Genomic DNA, 21,859 nt, shown 5'->3' with positions numbered 1-21,859 from the left:
AAAGCGATGCAGGAGCGGCCCGGCCGCGGCTCGCGTTCGCTCGATAATACGACTTCATCGCGTTCGCACGACTTTCATCAAAGACCGCGCCATCGGCGCCCACTGCGCCACATGACACGAGGCTTTCGACTCGCAGCCGCCACCGGTCTCCACAAGGGAGATCGCCCCTACCAGCAGGACCAGGTCCTGATCCTGACCCACCCGCGCGCGCAGGGTTGCGTGCTCGGGGTGGTCGCCGATGGCATGGGCGGGCGCAGCGGCGGGCGCAAGGCGTCCGACCAGGTGCTGTTGACCGCGCGCCAGCTTTTCGCGCGCTACAAGCCCGGGCGCGATGAGCCGGTGGGGATGCTGCGCCAGATGCTCGACGACGCCCATACCGTGATCAAGCTCACGGCCGTGTCCAGCGAGCAGGAGCCGCACAGCACCCTGGCCGCCTTCCTGTTGAATCCGGAGGGCGACTGCGCCTGGATCCACGCGGGCGATACGCGCATCTATCACTTTCATGAAGGCCGCCTGGTCAAGCGGACCAAGGACCACTCGTATGTGCAGGTGCTGGTGGACCGCGGCGAGATCGACGAGGACGAAGCCAGCGTCCATCCGCAGGGCAACATCCTGCTGGGCTGTCTCGGCATGAAGTCCACGCCCCCGCCGGTCGAGGTCCACCTGATCCCTCGGGTGAAGGCCGGCGACGTCCTGATGGCCTGCAGCGACGGGCTGTGGCACTACTTCACTCCGGCTGAAATGGGTGACCTGCTGGCGGCCAAGGCGCCGCGCGAGGCCGTCGAACTGCTGGTCGCCGAGGCCCGCCGGCGCGCGCACGGCGGTGGCGACAACATTTCGGTCGCTGTGCTGAAGCTGGAAGACCTGCCTACGGAGGAGTAGCCGCTGCGGGCTCCGGCAAGGGCGCGGAGCGCGGCTTGGTCCTGGCGGCATTGCGACGTTCGCTTTCCGCACGCTGACGCTCGGCATTCTGCAGCTTCTGCTCGTAGGCCTGGCGTGCCGCCGGCGCCTCGGCGCGTCGACGGGCCGCCTTCGCCTGCTCGTCCGCGTGGGCGCGTTGCTTGGCCTCGAACTGACGTTGCTTCTCGGCCGCCTCGGAGGCCGCCTGGGCGCGGCTGGCGGCATGCTCGGCCGCGCGCTGCTCGCGTTCCTGTTGCGATTTCAGCGATTGCTCGCGCTGCTCTTGCGAGTCCTTCGCGCGCGGATGGGTGTCCTTCTCCTCGAGCTTGTCGAGCGCGGCGGCACCCCGGCGCCGGCGCTCGAAGTCGTTGATCGCGGCTTCCTGTCGCTTGATGTCGTCGGTCGCGAGACGGCGGCGCTGGCGGCTCTCCCTCAGGCAATCCTCGACGGCGAACTTCTTGTAGCAGGCGGCCTGCTCGGTGTTGAAGCGTTCGTCGAGCGCCTTGCGCTCCTGCGCCAGACGGCCACGCTCGGCATCGAGATCGAGATTGCCGGTGGTTGCGCCCAGCTGCGCCCAGCCCGGCGCCGCCGCCAGGCCGATCAGCAATGCAAGGACAGTGTTCTTCATGTCAGTCGTGTGTCGACGGTGCGCCGCTCGAGCGCCAGGAACTCGGTCGACTGCATCTCGTTGAGTCTCGACACCGTGCGAGGAAATTCATGGGCCAGAGGACCTTCGGTGTACAACGCCTCGGGCGGCACTTCAGCCGACATGATCAGTTTCACGCGGCGGTCGTAGAAGACATCGACCAGCCAGGTGAAACGGCGTGCTTCCGAGGCCATCCGCACCGGCATGTAAGGCACGTCGGACAGCAGCACGGTGTGAAACTGGGTCGCGATCTCCAGGTAGTCGTTCTGCGAGCGCGGGCCGCCGCACAGCGTCTTGAAGTCGAACCAGACCACGCCGCCGGCCTTGCGCCGGGCATGGATCTCGCGCGACTCGATGTGCAGCACCGGATTCTCGTCAGCGCTCTCGGCCAAGCGCTCGAAGGCCTTGCGCATCTCCTTGTCGGCCACCGCTCCGTTCGGCGTGAGGTAGAGCCGCACCTGCTCCAGCGTGCGACGCCGGTAGTCGGTGCCGTTGTCCACGCTGAGAACCTCGAGCCGCTGGTTCAGCAAGGCAATCGCCGGCAGGATGCGGTCGCGGTGCAGACCCCCGGGGTAGAGATCGTCGGGTTTGAAATTGGAGGTGGTGACGAAGCCCACGCCGTTCTCGAACAGCGCCGCCAGCAGCCGGTGCAGGATCATCGCGTCGGTGATGTCCGCGACATGGAACTCGTCGAAGCAGATCAGCTTGTAGCGCTTGGAGATCCGGAGGCCGAGTTCGTCCAGCGGATTCACCGTGCCCTGCAGATCGGCCAGCTCGCGATGCACCTCGCGCATGAACTCGTGGAAGTGCAGCCGCGTCTTGCGCCTGAGCGGAACCGCGTTGTAGAAGCAGTCCATCAGGAAGCTCTTGCCGCGGCCGACGCCTCCGTACATGTAGACCCCGCGCGGGATCTCCGGCCGGTTGATCAGCTTCTTGAACGCGTTGGAACGCTGCGCCTTGTAGGCGGCCCACTCGCTGGCGCAGCGGTCGAGGGCTTCCACGGCGCGCAGCTGTGCGGGGTCGCTTTGATAACCCCGCGCAACCAGCTCCGCGTCGTACGCCTGCCTGACAGTAGTCACGACCTCAGAAGTTCAGCGTGCGCTTGTCGACGGCCAGTGCCGCTTCCTTCGTCGCTTCGGACAGCGACGGGTGCGCATGGCAGATGCGCGCGATGTCTTCGGCGCTGGCCTTGAACTCCATCGCCACCACGGCTTCGGAGATCAGCTCGCTGACCATCGGGCCGACCATGTGGACGCCGAGGATCTCGTCGGTGGCCGCATCGGCCAGGAACTTGACCATGCCGGTGGTGTCGCCGAGCGCGCGTGCGCGCCCGTTGGCCAGGAACGGAAAGGTTCCCGCCTTGTACGCGCGGCCGCTGGCCTTGAGCTGCTGCTCGGTCTGGCCGACCCAGGCGATTTCCGGCGAGGTGTAGATCACCCACGGAATCGTGTTGAAGTTCACGTGCCCGTGCTGGCCCGCGAGGCGCTCGGCCACCGCCACGCCCTCTTCCTCGGCCTTGTGCGCGAGCATCGGGCCGCGCACCACGTCGCCGATGGCCCAGACGTTCGGCAGGCTGGTCCTGCATTCCTCGTCGACCACGATCGCACCCCGCTCGTCGAGCTGGAGGCCGACCGCTTCGGCGTTCAGGCCGATGGTGTTGGCCACACGGCCGATCGAGACGATCAGCTTGTCGACCTCGAGGGTCTGCGCGCCGCCCTTGGCGTCGGTGTAGGCGATGCTGACGCCCTTCTTGCCCGACTTGACTTCGCCGACCGTGACGCCGAGCTCGATCTTCAGGCCCTGCTTGGTGAAGGCCTTGTGCGCTTCCTTGGCGATCTGCTCGTCGACCGCGCCGAGGAAGGTCGGCAGCGCTTCGAGCACCGTGACTTCGGCGCCGAGCCGGCGCCAGACCGAACCCATCTCGAGGCCGATCACGCCGGAGCCGATCAGCGCCAGCTTCTTCGGCACGCCCTGGATGCGCAGCGCACCGTCGTTCGAGAGGATGTTCTCCTCGTCGAAAGGCGCACCGGGCAAGGGGCGTGCATTGGAACCCGTCGCGACGATGATCTGCTTGCCGGTGATGCTCTCTTCGGCAGCGCCCGCGACCTTGATCTCGTAGCCGGCGTCGCTCGCCTTCACGAACGAGCCGCGGCCGTGGAAGAACGCCACCTTGTTCTTCTTGAACAGGTAGACGATGCCGTCGTTGTTCTGCTTCACGATCGCGTCCTTGCGCGCCAGCATCTTCGCGACGTCCAGGCCCAGGCCTTCGACCTTGATGCCATGGTCGGCGAAGCTGTGGCCGGCGTGCTCGTAGTGCTCCGAGGACTGCAGCAGCGCTTTCGAGGGAATGCAGCCGATGTTGGTGCAGGTGCCGCCGAGTGCCGGACCGCCCTTGGCGTTCTTCCACTCGTCGATGCAGGCCACGTTGAAGCCTAGCTGCGCCGCGCGGATCGCGGCGATGTAGCCGCCGGGGCCGCCGCCGATCACGACGACGTCAAACTGTTTGGACATTTGGATCTTTCTGTGGGTGATCGTGTTCGTCACCGCGTCCGTCCTCGTTCGCGGCAAGCGAAGCGAGGCCCGTTCGGGAACCACCGCGGAACCGGCTTCGCCGGGCCGCGGGTGGTGCCCCCTCGAGGGGGAGGCGGCTACACGAAGTGAGCAAGCAACGGGGGTGGGTCAGATGTCAAACAGGAGGCGCGACGGATCTTCCAGCGCTTCCTTCATCGCGACCAGGCCCAGCACGGCTTCGCGGCCGTCGATGATGCGGTGGTCGTAGCTCATTGCGAGGTAGTTCATCGGGCGCACGACGATCTGGCCGTTCTCGACCACGGCGCGGTCCTTGGTCGCATGCACGCCCAGGATGGCCGACTGCGGCGGGTTGATGATCGGGGTCGACAGCATCGAGCCGAAGGTGCCTCCGTTCGAAATCGAGAAGGTGCCGCCGGTCATTTCCTCGATGCCCAGCTTGCCGTCCTTGGCCTTCTGGCCGAACTCGGCGATCTTCTTCTCGATGTCGGCAAAGCTCATCTGGTCGGCGTTGCGCAGGATCGGCACCACCAGGCCGCGCGGCGAACCGACCGCGATGCCGATGTCGAAGTAGCCGTGGTAGACGATGTCGTTGCCGTCGACCGAGGCGTTGATCACCGGGTACTTCTTGAGCGCATGCACCGCGGCCTTCACGAAGAAGCTCATGAAGCCGATCTTGACGCCGTGCTCCTTGGTGAACGCGTCCTGGAACTTCTTGCGCATCTCCATGACCGGGGCCATGTTGACTTCGTTGAAGGTGGTCAGGATGGCGTTGGTCGATTGCGACTGCAGCAGGCGCTCGGCGATGCGCGCGCGCAGGCGGCTCATCGGCACGCGTTCTTCGGGACGCTCGCCGAGGTCGGGCGCGCGCGTCGGCGAGGCGACCTGCGGCAGCGCGGCCTTCGGGGCGCCGGTCGGAACGGGCACGGGCGGCGCCACACGGGCGGTGGTGCCGGCGGCCACGGCGCCGAGCACGTCGCCCTTGGTGACGCGGCCGTCGCGGCCGGTGCCGGCGACGTCGCCGGTCGACAGCTTGTTGTCGGCCAGCAGCTTGGCCGCCGCCGGCATCGCGACGTCGGACTTTGAACCCCCGGTGACGGCAGCCGCAGCCGCAGCCGCAGCCGCAGCCGCCGCGGGCGCTGCCACCGGCACGGCGGCCGGCGCCGCTGCGGGCGCGGCCGCGCCGGCCTTGCCTTCGGTGTCGATCTTCGCGATCAACTGCTCGGCGACGACGGTGGCGCCGTCGGCCTGGATGATCTCGGCCAGCACGCCGGCCGCGGGTGCGGGCACCTCGAGCACGACCTTGTCGGTCTCGATCTCGATCAGGATTTCATCGATGGCGACGGCGTCGCCGGGCTTCTTCTTCCACTGCAGCATGGTGGCTTCGGCCACGGACTCGGACAACTGGGGGACTTTGACTTCTACGATGGACATTTCTATGTGCTCGTTTCGTGTTTTCTTGTGAAGGTGGATCAGAGCGATCTTGTTACTTGGTCAGCACGAAGCCCTTGAGCTTGCCGAACGCGCCGTCGACCAGCGCCTTTTGCTGTTCCTGGTGCAGGTGCGAGTAGCCGACCGCGGGCGATGCCGAGGCGGCACGGCCGGAGTAGCCCAGCTTCTGGCCTTCCTGCATGTTCTCGTGGATGTAGTGCTGCACGAAGAACCAGGCCCCCTGGTTCTGCGGCTCGTCCTGCGACCACACCACGTCCACGAGATTGGGGTACTTCTTCAGTTCGGCGGCGAAGGCCTTGTGCGGGAAGGGATAGAGCTGCTCGACGCGGATGATCGCCACGTCGTCGATGTCCTTTTCCTCGCGCTTCTTGGCCAGGTCGTAGTAGACCTTGCCCGAGCAGGCGATGACGCGCTTGACCTTCTCGGCCTTCAGGTCCTTGCTGTCCGGGATGACGGTCTGGAAACTGCCCTTGGTGAACTCGGCCAGCGGCGACGTCGCATCCTTGTTCCGCAACAGCGACTTCGGCGTCATGATGATCAGGGGCTTGCGCAGGTTGCGCACCATCTGGCGACGCAGCACATGGAAGATCTGGCTCGCCGTCGTCGGCTGGACCACCTGCATGTTGGTGTCGGCAGCCAATTGCATGAAGCGCTCGAGGCGCGCCGAGCTGTGCTCCGGTCCCTGGCCCTCATAGCCGTGCGGCAACATCAGCGTGATGCCGTTGACGCGGCCCCACTTGACTTCGCCGGAGGCGATGAACTGGTCGATCACGACCTGCGCGCCGTTCACGAAGTCGCCGAATTGCGCTTCCCAGATCACCAGCGTGTTCGGGTCGTTCGAGGCATAGCCGTATTCGAACGCGAGCACCGCTTCTTCGGACAGGATCGAGTCGATGACGACGAACGGCGCCTGGTTCTCGGCCACGTTCTGCAGCGGCACATAGGTGCCTTCGTCGAACTTCTCGCGGTTCTGGTCGTGCAGCACCGCGTGGCGGTGCGTGAAGGTGCCGCGACCGCAGTCTTCGCCCGACAGGCGGACCGGATAGCCGCTGGCCACCAGCGAGGCAAAAGCCATGTGCTCGCCCATGCCCCAATCGATGTTGACGTCGCCGCGACCCATCGCCGCGCGATCGTCCAGCACCTTCTTGACCAGCGGGTGCACCGTGAAGCCTTCAGGCGCCTTGGTGATGCGCTCGGCCAGCCGCTTCCATTCGGCGGTCGGGATCGCGGTGTCGCCGGCGTCGGTCCACTTCTTGTTGAGGAAGGGGCTCCAGTCGACCGCGTACTTGCTCTTGAAGTTGGTCAGCACCGGGTCGGAGGTGTTCTTGCCGGCGTCGAAGGCCGCGCGCTGGGCCTTGACCAGATCGTCACCGAGCGTGGCGCCCAGGCCTTGGGCGGCCAGCTTGTCGGCGTAGAGCTTGCGCGTGCCGGGATGCTGCGCGATCTTCTTGTACATCAGCGGCTGCGTGAGCGCCGGCGTGTCCTGTTCGTTGTGCCCGAGCTTGCGGAAGCAGACGATGTCGACCACCACGTCCTTCTGGAATTCCATGCGGAATTCGAGGGCGAGCTGGGTTGCGAGCACCACGGCTTCGGGGTCGTCGCCGTTCACGTGCAGCACCGGCGCCTCGATCATCTTGACGATGTCGGTGCAATACAGCGTCGAGCGGCTGTCGCGCGGGTCGCTGGTGGTGAAGCCGATCTGGTTGTTGATCACGATGTGCACCGTGCCGCCGGTGGAGTAGCCGCGCGTTTCGGCCAGCGCCAGCGTTTCCATCACGACGCCCTGGCCTGCGAAGGCCGCGTCGCCGTGCACGATCACCGGCAGCACCTGCTTGCCGAGCGGGTCGGCGCGGCGGTCCATGCGGGCGCGCACCGAGCCCTCGACCACCGGATTCACGATCTCGAGGTGCGAGGGGTTGAAGGCCAGGCTCAGGTGCACCGGCCCGCCGCCCGTGGTCACGTCGGAGCTGAAGCCCTGGTGGTACTTGACGTCACCGCTGGGCAGGTCTTCGGGGGCCGTGTGGTCGAACTCCGCGAACAGGTCGGCCGGCAGCTTGCCGAGCGAGTTGACCAGCACGTTGAGGCGGCCGCGGTGCGCCATGCCGATGACGATTTCCTGCACGCCCTTGATGCCGGCCTGGTTGATCAGCTCGTCCATCGAGACGATGAAGCTCTCGCCGCCTTCGAGCGAGAAGCGCTTCTGGCCGACGTACTTGGTGTGCAGGAAACGCTCGAGGCCTTCGGCGGCGGTCAGCCGCTCGAGCACGCGCTTCTTCTGCTCGGCGGAGAGCTGCGGATTGGTGCGGGCGCTTTCGAGCCGCTGCTGCCACCAGCGCTTCTGCGCCTGGTCGGTCATGTACATGTACTCGGCGCCGATGGTGCCGCAGTAGGTTTCGCGCAGCGCGTTGAGCAGGTCGCGCAGCGACATCGTCTCCTTGCCGAAGAAGGTGTTGCTGGTGTTGAACACGGTCTCGAGGTCGGCGTCGGCGAAGCCGTAGAACGAGGGCTCGAGCTCCGGGATCGCGGGACGCTCGGCGCGCTTGAGCGGATCGAGGTCGGCCCAGCGGGCGCCGACGTTGCGATAGGCGGCGATCAGTTGCTGGACCGCGGTGCGCTTGCGGCCGAGCTCGGAGTCGGCGCCGCTGGCCACCACCACCTTGGTGGTGCCCTGCTTGGCGCGCTCGGCGAAGGCGTTGACCACCGGCAGGTGGGGCACGTCCTTGGTGTTGCTGCCGTCGGTGGCGGGCACGTTCTGGAGCGCGTCGAAGTACGCACGCCAGTTGTCGGGCACGCTGCCGGGATTGGAGAGGTAGTTTTCGTACATCTCTTCGACATAGGGCGCATTGCCGCCGAAGAGGTAGGTGTTGCCTTGGTAGGCGCTGTAGACGGACGAAGCCGTCGACGAGGAATCGCTCATATTCCGCTGACCTTCGCTTCCCTGAAGGAAGCACTAGCTGGTTTAAGAAACCTTCCGCGACACGGCTGAACCGATTGGCGGATGCGACTGTGGCTGGGGAAGGGCCTGAGTACTGCCGCATTGTGCCATTGATGTGGAAACCCCCCAGGTTGCCCGCACTTCGTGTCGGGCGCCCACCCCCCTGCTGGGGGCAACGCCGGCGGCCCGGCGAAGCCGGTTCCGCGGTGTTTCACCAACGGGCCGGGCTTCGCCGGCCGGGAGCGATCAAGCCCCCCGGTCGCCACAATCAGCAAACGACGAGATCCGTGTGTCCGAAGCCTTTCGAGTAATCGAGAACGGAAATGACCGTGGGTGTAACGCGAAACAGGCGGACCTCGTCCGGGCCCGGCATCTTCATCGGCAGAGGCCCTGCGTCGGGGTATTTCAGCGGCAGCATGCGCAGGACTTTCTCCGCTTCTGCCCGATCATCCACCGCCCGCGCACGGGCGGCCATCGACAGGCCGGTGATCGCCATCAATTCCGCCGTGTCGTGATCGATCGTCAGCGAGAGCCGGTCATCTCGCGCCAGGTTTCTTGCCTTCTGACTGTCCAGCCCGCAGAGAAAATACAGGGTCAGGCCTTCGTTCACATAGCCGACGGTCGTTGCCTGCGGCCAGCCATCCGGACGCAGCGTCGCGACTGTCATGATTCGATGCTGATCCAGCAGCGCCAGGATCTTCTTTCTGATTTCGTCGTCCATGTATCACCTTCACGAACGTCAAGAGGGAGCGTTCAAGGCGGATATTCTGGGATGGTTCGGCCGCGCGGCCTTGATTGCGATCAACGCCTGAGCATCTGCTTTTCGGTGGGTCAAACGCTTGTCGCGCAGCCGCGCGCGAGCTTAGTGGCGGGGTCATGCAAGAGGCGTCATTCAAGACCGACCATCCGGTCGCTCTATTGATCTGGATCAAGGCCGCGAACGGACCCCGCTCCTAGAGTTAACCCTGATGCCCAGGCACAAGAACTCTCCCGTGACACGCTGCAGGCCGGTGGGCGTCTCGGCCGATACGCATTGATGAACCCGATCGCCACCTTCCGGGCGTGCCGGCAGCGCTGCGCGTCCGGCTGGCTGCTCGCCGCGGCCGCGCTGCTGTCGGCCGGCTGTGCATCGATGGCCCCTCCCTACGCAACGCCGCCGCTGCCGGTGGCCAAAAGCTACCCGGCCGATACGCCCGCTGCGCCGGAAGTCGGCGCGCACGCCGCCGAGGTCGGCTGGCGCGGGTACTTCACCGAACCGCGCCTGCAGCAGCTGATCGCGCAGGCCCTGGAGAACAATCGCGACCTGCGCATCGCCATCCTGCGGGTGCAGGAGGCCCGCGCCGTCTATGGCATTCAACGCGCCGACAGCTGGCCGACCGTCGGCCTCGGCGCCGACGCCAGCCGCTCGCGCGTGCCGCGCGACCTCAGTTTCACGGGGGAGCCGCTGGTTTCCAGCCAGTATCAGGTCGGACTCGGGGTGAACGCCTGGGAACTGGACTTCTGGGGCCGGGTGCGCAGCTTGCAGGACGCCGCGCTGCAAAACTACCTGGCCACCGATGCCGGCCGCCGCGCCGCCACCCTGTTGCTGGTCGCACAGGTCGCCGACGGCTACCTTTCGCTGCGGGCGCTCGATGAACGCATCGTGCTGGCCCAGCACACGATCGCCACCCGCGAGGAATCGCTGCGCATCTTCACGCGGCGCTTCGAAGTCGGCTCGACCTCGAAGTTCGACCTGACCCAGATGCGCACGCTGCTCGACCAGGCACAGGCGCTGAACGTCCAACTCCAGCGCAGCCGCGCCGATCTGGCCCACGCGCTGACATTCCTGGTCGGCGCGCCGGTCGATCTGGCCCCGTCTTCAGGTCGGCTGGACGCGCTGGCCTTCGAGCAGCCACTGCGCGTGGGCCTGCCGTCGGACCTGCTGGCCGATCGCCCCGATATCGCCGCCGCCGAACATCGGCTGCGCGCCGCCGGAGCCGATATCGGAGCGGCTCGCGCGGCCTTCTTTCCGCGCATCACACTGACCGGCAACTTCGGCACGGCCAGCGCCGAGCTCGACGGCCTGTTCGTCTCCGGCAGCCAGGCCTGGGCTTTCGCGCCCAGCCTGACGCTGCCGATCTTCGATGGCGGCAGGCGCCAGTCGACACTCGACCTGACCGTCGTGCGCAGCGACATCGCGGTCGCCGCCTACGAAAGGACCGTCCAGACCGCGTTCCGCGAGGTCTCCGACGCCTTGTCCGCGCGCGAATGGCTGGCCCGGCAGGTGCAGATCCAGCAGTCGACCCTGGCCACGCAAACCGAGCGCGCCCGGCTGGCAAACCTTCGCTATCGCAACGGCGCCACGGCCTTTCTCGAAGTGCTCGACGCGCAGCGCGACCTTCTGGACGTCGAGCAGCAACTGGTGCAGACGCGCCGCGCGCTGCTGTCGGCCGACGTGAGCCTGTACACCGCGCTCGGCGGCGGTTCGCAGGAACTGGCGGCAGCGCCGCCCCTCGCCGGTCACGCGGCCCACTGAGAGCATCTGGCACGCATCATGACCCTCACACCCAAGAACAAGCTGATTGCCGCACTGGTCGTGGCGGCCGTCGCGGCGGCTGGCTACTACGGCTGGACGCGGCTGAAGCCGTCCGGTCCCGGCGCAGGCTTCGTCAGCGGCAACGGCCGCATCGAAGCCACCGAGATCGACGTGGCGACCAAGCTCGCGGGCCGCGTCTCCGAGATCCTGGTCGGCGAAGGCGACTTCGTGGCCGCCGGCCAGCCCCTGGCGAAGATGCAGATCCAGGTGCTGGAAGCGCAGCGCGACGAAGCCAACGCCAACCGGCAGCAGGCGATCAACGCGGTCGCGAGCGCCCAGGCCCAGGTCGCCGTGCGCGAGAGCGACAAGCTGGCCGCGCAGGCCTTGGTGGCGCAGCGCGAGAGCGAACTCGATGCCGCGCAGCGGCGCCTGGCGCGTTCGGAAACCCTGTCGCGCGAGGGCGCTTCGTCGGAGCAGGAACTCGACGACGACCGCGCCCGCGTGCGCAGCGTGCAGGCCGCAGTGGGCGCCGCCAAGGCCCAGGTGAACGCGGCGCAGGCGGCGATCGATGCGGTGAAGGCGCAGCTCGTGGGCGCCCGTTCGGTGGTCACGGCGGCCGAGGCCACGGTCAGGCGGGTGGAGGCCGATATCGCCGACAGCGAGCTCAAGGCCCCGCGCGACGGCCGCGTGCAGTACCGCATCGCGCAGCCTGGCGAGGTGCTGGGCGGCGGTGGCAAGGTGCTGAACCTGGTCGACCTGTCGGACGTCTACATGACCTTCTTCCTGCCGGAGACCGTGGCCGGCAAGGTGGCACTGGGCAGCGAAGTGCGCGTGCTGCTCGACGCGGCGCCGGGCTACGTGATTCCGGCCAAGGTGTCCTTCGTGGCCGCCACGGCGCAGTTCACGCCCAAGACGGTGGAGACCGAGAGCGAGCGGCAGAAGCTGATGTTCCGCGTCAAGGCGCAGTTCGACCGCGAGCTGCTGAAGAAGCACCTGACGCAGGTCAAGACGGGACTGCCCGGCGTGGCGTGGCTCAAGATCGACGCGCAGGCCGCATGGCCTGCCGAGCTGGCGGTCAAGATTCCCCAATGAGCCGCCCGGTCGCGCGGATCGTCGGCCTCGGCCAGCGTTATGGCAAGACCGTGGCGCTGGACGGCATCGACCTGGAGATCCCGGCCGGGCGCATGGTCGGCCTGATCGGCCCCGACGGGGTCGGCAAGTCCAGCCTGCTGTCGCTGCTCGCAGGGGCGCGCGCGGTGCAGCAAGGCACGGTCGAGGCGCTCGGCGGCGACATGGCCGGCAAGCGCCACCGCGACGAGGTCTGCCCGCGCATCGCCTACATGCCGCAGGGGCTGGGCAAGAACCTCTACCCGACCTTGTCGGTCGAGGAAAACCTGCAGTTCTTCGGCCGGCTGTTCGGCCACGATCGCGCCGAGCGGCGCCGGCGCATCGACGAGCTCACCCGCAGCACCGGCCTGCAGCCCTTCCTGGCGCGGCCGGCCGGCAAGCTCTCGGGCGGGATGAAGCAGAAGCTGGGCCTGTGCTGCGCGCTGATCCACGACCCGGACCTGCTGATCCTCGACGAGCCCACCACCGGCGTCGACCCGCTGGCGCGGGCGCAGTTCTGGGACCTGATCGCGCGCATCCGCGGCGAGCGCGCCGGCATGAGCGTGATCGTCGCCACCGCCTACATGGACGAGGCGCAGCGCTTCGACTGGCTGGTGGCGATGGACGACGGCAAGGTGCTGTCCACCGGCACGCCGCAAGAGCTGCTCGACCGCACCGGTACCACCTCGCTGGAGGCGGCCTTCATCGGGCTGCTGCCGGAGGCCAAGAGGCGCGGCCACACGGAAGTGACCATCCCGCCACTGCCGCAAGGCGATGGCGGCGACCACGTCGCCATCGAGGCCAGGGACCTGACCATGCGCTTCGGCGATTTCGTCGCCGTGGACCATGTCAGCTTCCGCATCCGCCGCGGCGAGATCTTCGGCTTCCTCGGCTCCAACGGCTGCGGCAAGTCGACCACCATGAAGATGCTGACCGGCCTGCTGCCGGCCAGCGAGGGCCAGGCCTGGCTGTTCGGCCACGAGGTGGATCCGCGGGACATCGACACCCGCCGCCGCGTGGGCTACATGTCGCAGGCCTTCTCGCTGTACACCGAGCAGACCGTGCGGCAGAACCTGGTGCTGCATGCGCGGCTGTTCCAGGTCCCCGAGCCGCAAGTGCCGGCGCGGGTGCAGCAGATGGTCGAGCGTTTCGAGCTGCAGGAGGCACTCGACGCGCTGCCCGACGAACTGCCGCTGGGCATCCGCCAGCGCCTGTCCCTGGCGGTCGCGATGGTGCATCAGCCCGAACTGCTCATCCTCGACGAGCCGACGTCGGGCGTGGACCCGGTCGCACGCGACAATTTCTGGCGCCTGCTGATCGAGCTGTCGCGCCGCGACCGGGTGACGATCTTCATCTCGACGCACTTCATGAACGAGGCCGAGCGCTGCGATCGCATCTCCCTGATGCACGCCGGCCGCGTGCTGGTCAGCGACACGCCCGCCGGCATCATTCGCGCGCGCGGCGCCGCTTCGCTCGAACAGGCCTTCATCGGCTTGCTGGTCGATGCCGGTGGCGGCGCCTCGGCGCCAACCGCCGAGGCAGCGCCTTCCGGGCCGCCCGCCGCGGCCGCGCCACTGGCGCCGCACCCGCGCCGGCGCCGCTTCAGCTTCAACCGCATGTTCAGCTACCTGTGGCGCGAGGCGCTGGAACTGCAGCGCGATCCGGTGCGCGGCACGCTGGCGCTGGTCGGCTCGATGGTGCTGATGTTCGTCATCGGCTACGGCATCAGCCTCGACGTGGAAGACCTGCGCTACGCGGTACTCGACCGCGACCAGACCGGGCTGAGCCAGAACTACGCGCTCAATCTGTCCGGGTCGAGGTACTTCATCGAGCAGCCGCCGATTGCCGACTACGCCGAACTCGACCGCCGCATGCGCAGCGGTGAACTGTCGCTGGCGATCGAGATCCCGCCCGGCTTCGCCCGCGACATCCAGCGCGGCACGCCGGTACAGGTCGGCGCCTGGGTCGATGGCGCGATGCCGCAGCGCGCCGAGACCGTGCGCGGCTATGTGCTGGGCATGCACCAGGGGTGGCTCGTCGACCAGGCCACGCATCGGCTCGGCGTGACCCTCGCGAGCGCGGCCACCATCGAGACCCGCTTTCGCTACAACCCCGACGTCAGGAGCCTGCCGGCGATGATCCCGGCGGTGATCCCGCTGCTGCTGCTGATGCTGCCGGCCATGCTGACCGCGCTGTCGGTGGTGCGCGAGAAAGAGCTGGGTTCGATCATCAACCTGTATGTCACGCCGGTCACGCGTGCCGAGTTTCTGCTGGGCAAGCAGATTCCCTACATCGCGCTCGCCATGCTGAACTTCCTGCTGATGACGCTGCTCGCGGTGACCGTGTTCGGGGTGCCGGTCAAGGGCAGCTTCTTCGCCCTGGCATTGACGACCCTCGTCTACTGCGTGGTCTCGACGGGCATCGGCCTGCTGGCCTCGACCTTCACGCGCAGCCAGATCGCGGCGATGTTCTTCACCATGATCAGCACCATCCTGCCGGCGGTGCAGTTCGCCGGCATGATCAACCCGATTTCCTCCCTCGAAGGCGCCGGCAGGCTGATCGGCGAGATCTACCCGGCCACCTACATGCTGGTCATCAGCCGTGGCGTGTTCAGCAAGGCGCTGGAACTTTCCGATCTTCACGGCGCGTTCTGGCCGCTGCTGGTCACGGTGCCGGTCGTGCTCGGAGTGACCATCGGCCTGCTCAAGAAGCAGGACAGCTGAACATGCCCCGGATCGCCAACATCTACCGCCTGGGCATCAAGGAGCTGTGGAGCCTGGCGCGCGACCCGGTCATGCTGGTGCTGATCGTCTTCGCCTTCACCGGGATGGTCTACAGCGCCGCGACCGCCATGCCCGAGTCCCTGCACAAGGCGCCGATCGCCATCGTCGACGAGGACGGCTCGCCGCTGTCGTCGCGCATCGCGTCGGCCTTCTATCCGCCGCGGTTCACGCCACCGTCGATGATCTCGCTCGGCGAGGTGGACGCCGGCATGGATGCCGGCCGGTACACCTTCGCGCTGAACATCCCGCCCAACTTCCAGCGCGACGTGCTGGCCGGCAAGTCGCCGGCGCTGCAGCTCAACGTCGATGCCACCCGCATGAGCCAGGCCTTCACGGGCAGCGGCTACATCCAGCAGATCGTGCTGTCCGAGGTCAACGAGTTCGTGCAGCGCTATCGCGGCACTGCCGTGGCGCCGGTGGACCTTGCGCTGCGCATGCGATTCAATCCGAACCTGACCCAGCCGTGGTTCGGTGCGCTGATGGAGATCATCAACAACGTCACGATGCTGTCGATCATCCTGACCGGCGCGGCGCTGATCCGCGAGCGCGAACACGGCACCATCGAGCATCTGCTGGTGATGCCGGTCACGCCGGCGGAGATCATGCTGAGCAAGGTCTGGTCGATGGGGCTGGTGGTGCTGCTGGCGGCGACCTTGTCGCTGATGCTCGTGGTCCGGGGCCTGCTTCAGGTGCCGATCGAAGGCTCGATCATCTTGTTCCTGGCCGGCGCCGCGCTGCACCTGTTCGCCACCACCTCGATGGGCATCTACATGGCGACGTTGGCGCGCAACATGCCGCAATTCGGCATGCTGCTGATACTGACCCTGCTGCCGCTGCAACTGCTTTCCGGCGGCGTGACCCCGCGCGAGAGCATGCCCGAACTGGTGCAGAACCTGATGCTGCTCGCGCCGACCACGCACTTCGTGGAACTGGGGCAGGCCATTCTCTACCGCGGTGCGGGCATCGCGGTGGTATGGAAGCCGTTCCTGTGCCTGCTGGTGATCGGCACCGCCCTGTTCGCCCTGTCGCTGGCGCGCTTTCGCAAGACCATCAGCCAGATGGCCTGAGTCCGGCGGGAAGCCGCAAGCACCCAGGGCCTGTTCACACTATTTCCGGGGACCCTGACCCTCTTTTCGAATTCCCCGGAAAGTGGCATCCTGACCCCCCGCGGGTGCTCGTCAGCCCGTCCCTGGAGGTAGGCATGGCCGCTCGGTCGATCGCATCCTTGTCCCTGGGTTTCGGCTTGGTCTCCATACCGGTCAAGCTGTATTCGGCCACCGAAAGCAGTGGCACGGTCAAGTTCAACCTGCTGGCCAAGGACGGCTCGCGCGTGAAGCAGCAATACGTGTCCGAGAAAGATCCCAGGGTCATCGTGCCGCGCTCCGAGATGATCAAGGGCTACGAGTTCGAGAAGGACCGCTACGTGCTCTTCACCCCCGAAGAACTCAAGGCGGTGGAAGAAAGTGCGAGCCATGCGATCGACATCGTGAGCTTCATCCCCGAGAAGGCGGTCGACCCCCTCTACTACGACAAGGCCTACTTCCTCACGCCCGACAAGCGCGGCGCGAAATCCTATGCGTTGTTGCGTGCGGCGATGCGCAAGAGCGGCCGCTGCGCGCTCGCGAAATGGGCCTGGAAGGGCAAGCAGTACGTGGTCCAGGTGCGGGCGGCAGAGGATGGGCTGGTGCTGCAGCAGTTGCTCTATGCCGACGAGGTGCGCTCGCTCAAGGAGCTCGAGATCGAGGAGGTCAAGCCGTCGGACGCGGAAGTGAAGCTGGCGCTCCAGCTCATCGACCAGATCGCCCAGGACAGCTACGACCCGGCGCAGTACGTCGACGAGGAAAAGCAGCGCATCCTGGCCGCCATCGATGCCAAGATCGCCGGCAAGCAGGTGGTCGCGGCAGAAGAACGCGAGCCGGACTCGGGCGGCCAGATCATCGATCTCACCGAGATGCTGCGCGCCAGCCTGGCACGCGGCGGTAGCAAGCGCCCGGCGCCTGCGCCGGCGCAAGCCGTGACGGCGCTGGCCTCGAAGGAGCGCAAGGGCGTGAAGCGGGCCAGCACGCCTACTACCGAGGTCGCGCCGCCGGCGCGTGCGCGATCAAGGAAGTGAGCCCGCTGCCGCCGGAGACGCCGCACACGCTGCGCGGGATCCAGGAAATGCTGGGCCTGTCGCGCAGCGCGGTGTCGCGCTTGATCGCCAACGGCTTCGTCAGCCCGTCGCGCGGGCCGAGGAACGAGTACCGCTTTTCGTTCCGCGACGTCGTGCTGCTGCGCACCGCTCACAAGCTGCAACTGGCCGACATCCCGACGCGCAGGATCGTGCGCGCCCTGCAGCGGCTGAAAGCCACGCTGCCTGCCGAGCTGCCCCTGAGCGGGCTGCGGATCACGGCCGTCGGCAGCACGGTCGCGGTGCACGAACGCGGCAGTCGATGGGAAGCGGAATCGGGCCAGTTGCTGATGGATTTCGAGGTCGCGCCGAGGCCCGGCTCCGTCGCCTTCGTGGAGCGCGGGCCGGCGGCAGACCCGGCGCTGGTGCAGACATCGGCCGACGCCCTGTTCGCGCGGGCCGAAGCGCTCGAGGCCAGTGATCAAGGTGCGGCCGAGCGCGCCTACCGCCAGCTGCTCGACGCGTCGCCAGACCATGCCGACGGCTATCTGAACCTCGGCGCGATGCTGTGCGAAGCCGGCCGCGACGCCGAGGCCGTGGCGCTCTACGACACGGCCCTGGCGCGCTGTCCCGATGTGGCCCTGCTGCACTTCAATCGCGCGGTGGCCTTGGAGGACCTCGGCCGCTACCCAGAGGCCCTTCAAAGCTACGACCGCTGCCTGGTGTTGGAGCCCTGCATCGGTGATGCGCACTTCAATGCCGCGAGGCTGCACGACCATCTGGGAGACAAGCAACAGGCCATTCGCCATTTCAGCGCCTATCGCCGCCTTCAAAAGAAATGAACGGATCTGGCTTTTTGGCGACTCGGCCGCATGCCGTTAGAACTATCGACCGCCTGCCGATGCGGAAAAGCGACCCAGGCCCGACTTTGTGCGCACGGGGCCGGTTCGCGCTCGCAAATCCGACCCCAAAGCGCGGGTCTGCCGGCAAAATTGCTTATCTATGAAAACGATCCTCGAGAGCGGACCCGAAGCGGCGGATGACTGGGCCACGCGCATCGCCACCGTGACGGCGCATGCCGACGTGCGCGACAACGGCCTGATCGCGGGCTCGATCGGCAGCCTGCTGCGCGTGGTGCGCGAGCAGCTCAATCTCGAGGTGGTCTTCGTCGGCGAGTTCGTCGACGGCCATCGCGTGTTCCGCCACATCTCTTCGAAGGCCGACGATGCGGTCATCAAGCCAGGCCAGTTCCACCCGCTGGACGAAACCATCTGCCAACGCATCGTCGACGGCCGGATGCCGTCGATCGTGCACGACGTCGCGAGAGTCCGCTCGGACTACGGTCTGGCCGGCTATTACGAGGCGCTCGGCGGCCACATCGGGGTGCCGGTGCGCCTCTCGGATGGCACGCTGTACGGCATGCTGTGCGGATTCAGCTTCGAGGCCTGCCCCCATCTGGACCCGCGCGACGTGAGGCGGCTCGAGATGGCCGCGAATGCCACGGCCCGCCTGATCGCGCAGGCCGAAGGGCGCGACGTCGACTTGCTGGTTCCGGCCCACTGATCGGCTGCGGGCCCGGGCGACGTTGGGCCCCAAACGTCAAAAGCTGTATCCCCTTCGACGCTCCGATCCGCCGAATGGCGGATACACATCCGCGTCCGCCGGGCCCAGACTGACTGCCCGGCGTTTGGCAACGGAACCCATGAACCCAGACTTCCACACCCTCGGCGCAGCGGCGGCGGCTCGCCGCGGATGACGCCGATCCCTCCCGTGCCCGCCATCGTCTGCGTGCGCCGCAAGTCGGCGCTGCTCGCCGCCATCTCCCTGTTGCTGGTCGCGCTCGGCTGGCAGGGCCATGCGATGGGCTACCCGATGGGCATGACGCTGCTGGCCGCTTCCACGGTGCAGGCCATGATCTGCTGCGCGATGTTCCGCAACCGGCTGCTGAAGGCGATGGTTGCAGCCAATTTCCTGCTCTTCCTTTTCCACGCGATCGTCATCAGCCATTTCCTGGGGCAAGACAGCGCGCCGATCATCTTCCATTTCGCAGACTTCGGCTGCGCCGTCGTCGGCGGCGCCTCGCTCGTGTTCACACCGATCGAGACCATGGCCTTGATCGTGCGCGAGGCCTATCTCCGGCGTCCGCGGCCGCGCACCCCGCCCTGATCCCTATCGGATCAAGGCCTGCAGGTCCCTGAAGCGTGGATGCTCGGCCGTCCGCAGCCATTCGAATCCGACCATCTCCGTGGTCACGAGCTCGGCGCCCGCGCCGGCCAGCCGGTCGAAGGCCGCGTCGCGGTTGCGCTCGGTGCGCGAGCTGCAGGCGTCGGTCACGACCCAGACTTCGAATTCGTCCTCGATCAGGTCGAGCGCGGTCTGCAGCAGGCACACATGGGCCTCGCAACCGGCGATCACGATCGTGTTGCGCTCCTCGGCCGCGGCCGGCTTCTGCAGGTGCTTGGGCAGGCTGCGCGCGTTGCCCTGCGGTGCCTTCGCCGGCGCCCGCAGCCATTCGCCGAGGCCCTCCTCGGCACCGCTGAAATGCATCTTGGCCAGCGTGCGCTGGCACAGGGCGCGGATGTCGGGCAGGTTCTCGCCGAGCTTCGACGGGTTCTGCTCCGTGCCCCAGACCGGGACCTCCACCAGCCGGGCGATCTCGCCGAGCCGGACCGCGTTCTTCGCGACGGCCTCGGCCTCGAAGATGGCGGGCATCAGGCGCGCCTGGTAGTCGACCAGAACCAGTTGGGATTGCGATGCATCGAGCAGCATGGGGAAACTCTTTCGGGGAAATACGTTGGAAGCCCCTAGACCGTACCACCGAACAGACCGTCGACCGTTGCCGAAGCTCTCAGGCTTTCAGTCCGGCAACAAGCGGATCAGCTTGCCGTTGGATTCGTCGGTCAACACATAGAGCAGGCCGTCGGGCCCCTGCCTCACGTCGCGGATGCGCGCCCTGCCGCCTTCGAGCAGCTTGTGCTCGGCCGTGACCTTGCCGTCCTTGAGTTCGATCCGGTCGAGGTAGCCGAACTTCAGCGATCCGATGAAAAGGCCGCCCTTCCAGCCGGCACCGTAGCGCTCGCTGGTCAGGAAGGCCATTCCAGAGGGCGCGATCGAAGGCACCCAGTAGTGCAGCGGCTGCTCCATGCCCTCCTTCTGCGTGATGCCGTCGCCGATCCTGCCGCCGCCATAGTTCTCGCCATAGGTGATCACCGGCCAGCCGTAGTTTCGGCCGGCCTGCGGGATGTTGATCTCATCGCCGCCTTGGGGCCCATGCTCGTGCATCCACAGGGTTCCGTCGGGCGCCAGCGTCGCACCCTGGCCGTTGCGGTGGCCGTAACTCCAGATCTCCGGCAGCGCGCCCGCGCGACCGACGAAGGGATTGTCGGCAGGCACCGACCCGTCCTTGCCGATGCGCACGATCTTGCCCAGGTGGTTGTCGAGCCTCTGGGCGTCTTCCTTGCGGCTGAAGCGATCACCGAGCGTGAGGAACAGCGTGCCGTCCTTGGCCTCGACGATGCGGCAACCGAAGTGGTTCCGGCTCGCCACCTTGGGTTTCTGGCTGAAGATGACGCTGACGCCTTCGAGCCGGCTGCCATCGGCAGACAGCCGGCCCCGCGCCAGCGCCGTGCCGTTGGCCGCCCCCCCCGCCTCCGGCTCGGAAAAGCAGAAGTACAGCGTGCGGTTCCGGGCGAAGGCCGAATCGACCTGCACATCCAGCAGCCCGCCCTGCCCACCCGCCGCGATCGGTGGCAAACCGGCCACCGGCGCACCCAGCTTGCCATCGGCAGTGACGACCCGGAGCCGCCCGGGCCTCTCGGTCACGAGGAAGCGCCCGTCAGGAAGAAAAGCCAGGCCCCAGGGGCTCTCGAGGCCTGAGGCGACAACCTCCGGCCGCGGCTCGGCGTGCGCGACGCCCATCGCCGCCACGGCACCGATCAGGAGACGGGACGACCACCTGCAGACGATCCGGTGCAACAGCACTTTCATGCTTTCCTTCGAAACGGCGAATTCTGGAGCAGCGCCATTTCAACCCGAATTGCAAATCTTTTGCATTACATCGAGCCAAACACTTATCACCCATAACGGTGACTTTTACATTTGGGGATGTGAGAAAAGGAAAAAATTCTTTTCCCGACAATCATTTACATGCAAAATCCCGAATCCGCATGAAATTGACACCCCTGAGTGTCGTCCATATCCTACGCGCCATGCGATTTTTACTCCTCTCCGCCAGCCTGCTGCTCGCCTTTGCAGCCCACGCAGCACCGCAGCTGGACCGGACCGATGACCACCCTGCCGAAGCGCTGACCGTGGACAGGGGCCTGCTGGGTCAGTTCCAGCAGGTTCGCCAGACGGTTGCCGCCCGCACCTCCGATCTTGTGGTCACGGCCATCGGCTTCCTGGGCGTTCCGTACCGCCGCGGCGGCAACACCGTCGAGACCGGCTTCGACTGCAGCGGCTTCGTCCGCGCCATGTACAACCAGACGGTGGGCCACCTGCTGCCGCGCCGTGCCGAAGAGCAGGCCGCCGCCACCGAGAAGATCGACCGCAGCGAACTCAAGCCCGGCGACCTGGTGTTCTTCAACACCATGCGCCGCGCCTTCAGCCATGTGGGCATCTATGTCGGCGAAGGCAAGTTCATCCATTCACCGAAGCCGGGTGCGCAAGTCCGGGTCGAGGACATGAGCGGCAGCTACTGGCAGCGTCGCTTCAGCGGCGCGCGCCGGGTCGCCGCAGCGCAGGACGAGGGCAAGACCTCGGGCGAATAGTCCCAGCCCAAGCCGCACGAAAAAAACCCGCGCCAGGCGGGATTTTTTTTGGGTCGGCCCTTCCAGGAATACCGCGAATCCGGCTTTGCCGGTCCGCCGGTATCGCCCCCTGC

18 protein-coding genes are annotated in these 21,859 nt (G+C 66.9%); 10 read left to right on the top strand and 8 right to left on the bottom strand.

What is annotated here, in order from left to right; genetic code table 11:
- The first annotated feature begins 111 nt into the window (after positions 1-111).
- The gene (locus AC1DYK_RS06760; protein WP_478165555.1) at positions 112-882 is read left to right on the top strand and encodes a PP2C family protein-serine/threonine phosphatase; all 771 of its coding nucleotides are present in this window, start codon (positions 112-114) and stop codon (positions 880-882) included.
- On the opposite strand, the gene AC1DYK_RS06755 is transcribed toward AC1DYK_RS06760, so the two are convergent.
- The 6 genes from AC1DYK_RS06755 to AC1DYK_RS06730 form a co-directional block, all read right to left on the bottom strand.
- On the bottom strand, positions 869-1,528 hold the full coding sequence (locus AC1DYK_RS06755; RefSeq protein ID WP_478165554.1) for a hypothetical protein: 660 nt from the start codon (positions 1,526-1,528) through the stop codon (positions 869-871). The genes AC1DYK_RS06760 and AC1DYK_RS06755 overlap by 14 nt on opposite strands.
- A complete protein-coding gene (gene zapE, locus AC1DYK_RS06750; protein WP_478158197.1) occupies positions 1,525-2,625 on the bottom strand; it encodes a cell division protein ZapE in 1,101 nt (366 codons plus the stop codon). The genes AC1DYK_RS06755 and zapE overlap by 4 nt, the downstream gene beginning before the upstream one ends.
- Before the next feature lie 4 nt (positions 2,626-2,629).
- Positions 2,630-4,057 carry a dihydrolipoyl dehydrogenase gene (lpdA, locus tag AC1DYK_RS06745; protein ID WP_478158196.1) on the bottom strand — a complete coding sequence of 476 codons (1,428 nt, stop codon included), beginning with the start codon at positions 4,055-4,057 and terminating at the stop codon, positions 2,630-2,632.
- A gap of 168 nt (positions 4,058-4,225) precedes the next feature.
- On the bottom strand, positions 4,226-5,509 hold the full coding sequence (gene odhB, locus AC1DYK_RS06740) for a 2-oxoglutarate dehydrogenase complex dihydrolipoyllysine-residue succinyltransferase (RefSeq protein WP_478165553.1): 1,284 nt from the start codon (positions 5,507-5,509) through the stop codon (positions 4,226-4,228).
- A 52-nt stretch (positions 5,510-5,561) separates the two neighbouring features.
- Complete coding sequence (locus AC1DYK_RS06735; protein WP_478165552.1) at positions 5,562-8,444, bottom strand: 2-oxoglutarate dehydrogenase E1 component; 2,883 nt, start codon at positions 8,442-8,444, stop codon at positions 5,562-5,564.
- A 286-nt stretch (positions 8,445-8,730) separates the two neighbouring features.
- Positions 8,731-9,183 (bottom strand): pyridoxamine 5'-phosphate oxidase family protein, encoded by a 453-nt coding sequence (locus tag AC1DYK_RS06730; RefSeq protein WP_478165551.1) that lies wholly within the window; start codon positions 9,181-9,183, stop codon positions 8,731-8,733.
- Between the two features lie 315 nt (positions 9,184-9,498).
- Between AC1DYK_RS06730 and AC1DYK_RS06725 the strand changes: the two genes are divergently transcribed.
- From AC1DYK_RS06725 to AC1DYK_RS06690, 8 genes are all read left to right on the top strand, one after another.
- Entirely contained in the window at positions 9,499-10,977 is a 1,479-nt protein-coding gene (locus AC1DYK_RS06725) for an efflux transporter outer membrane subunit (protein ID WP_478165550.1), read from the top strand.
- Positions 10,978-10,995: 18 nt separating this feature from the next.
- Complete coding sequence (locus tag AC1DYK_RS06720; protein ID WP_478165549.1) at positions 10,996-12,069, top strand: HlyD family secretion protein; 1,074 nt, start codon at positions 10,996-10,998, stop codon at positions 12,067-12,069.
- Entirely contained in the window at positions 12,066-14,807 is a 2,742-nt protein-coding gene (gene rbbA, locus AC1DYK_RS06715; RefSeq protein WP_478165548.1) for a ribosome-associated ATPase/putative transporter RbbA, read from the top strand. Before AC1DYK_RS06720 ends, rbbA begins: the two co-directional genes overlap by 4 nt.
- Positions 14,808-14,809: 2 nt before the next feature.
- A complete protein-coding gene (locus AC1DYK_RS06710; protein WP_478165547.1) occupies positions 14,810-15,934 on the top strand; it encodes an ABC transporter permease in 1,125 nt (374 codons plus the stop codon).
- 134 nt (positions 15,935-16,068) lie between these two features.
- Positions 16,069-16,980: a non-homologous end joining protein Ku gene (gene ku, locus AC1DYK_RS06705; protein ID WP_478165546.1), complete on the top strand. Its 912-nt coding sequence runs from the start codon at positions 16,069-16,071 to the stop codon at positions 16,978-16,980.
- Positions 16,977-17,819 (top strand): tetratricopeptide repeat protein, encoded by an 843-nt coding sequence (locus AC1DYK_RS06700; protein WP_478165545.1) that lies wholly within the window; start codon positions 16,977-16,979, stop codon positions 17,817-17,819. Before ku ends, AC1DYK_RS06700 begins: the two co-directional genes overlap by 4 nt.
- Positions 17,820-17,979: 160 nt before the next feature.
- On the top strand, positions 17,980-18,540 hold the full coding sequence (locus AC1DYK_RS06695; RefSeq protein WP_478165544.1) for a GAF domain-containing protein: 561 nt from the start codon (positions 17,980-17,982) through the stop codon (positions 18,538-18,540).
- A 189-nt stretch (positions 18,541-18,729) separates the two neighbouring features.
- Positions 18,730-19,143: a hypothetical protein gene (locus tag AC1DYK_RS06690; protein ID WP_478165543.1), complete on the top strand. Its 414-nt coding sequence runs from the start codon at positions 18,730-18,732 to the stop codon at positions 19,141-19,143.
- Between the two features lie 3 nt (positions 19,144-19,146).
- Here the strand turns inward: AC1DYK_RS06690 and AC1DYK_RS06685 are convergent, their stop codons facing one another.
- Both AC1DYK_RS06685 and AC1DYK_RS06680 read right to left on the bottom strand, forming a co-directional pair.
- Complete coding sequence (locus AC1DYK_RS06685) at positions 19,147-19,746, bottom strand: isochorismatase family protein (protein WP_478165542.1); 600 nt, start codon at positions 19,744-19,746, stop codon at positions 19,147-19,149.
- Between the two features lie 87 nt (positions 19,747-19,833).
- Positions 19,834-20,895, bottom strand: coding sequence for a PQQ-dependent sugar dehydrogenase (locus AC1DYK_RS06680; RefSeq protein ID WP_478165572.1), 1,062 nt, complete (start codon positions 20,893-20,895; stop codon positions 19,834-19,836).
- A gap of 290 nt (positions 20,896-21,185) precedes the next feature.
- Here AC1DYK_RS06680 and AC1DYK_RS06675 point away from each other — a divergent pair, with 290 nt between their 5' ends.
- Positions 21,186-21,746, top strand: coding sequence for a C40 family peptidase (locus tag AC1DYK_RS06675; protein ID WP_478165541.1), 561 nt, complete (start codon positions 21,186-21,188; stop codon positions 21,744-21,746).
- The last annotated feature ends 113 nt before the right edge of the window (positions 21,747-21,859 follow it).

The organism is Variovorax sp. P2_H12 (genome assembly GCF_056403395.1).
Note: the sequence above shows the minus strand (reverse complement) of the source record. Positions and strands in the feature narration are given on the sequence as shown.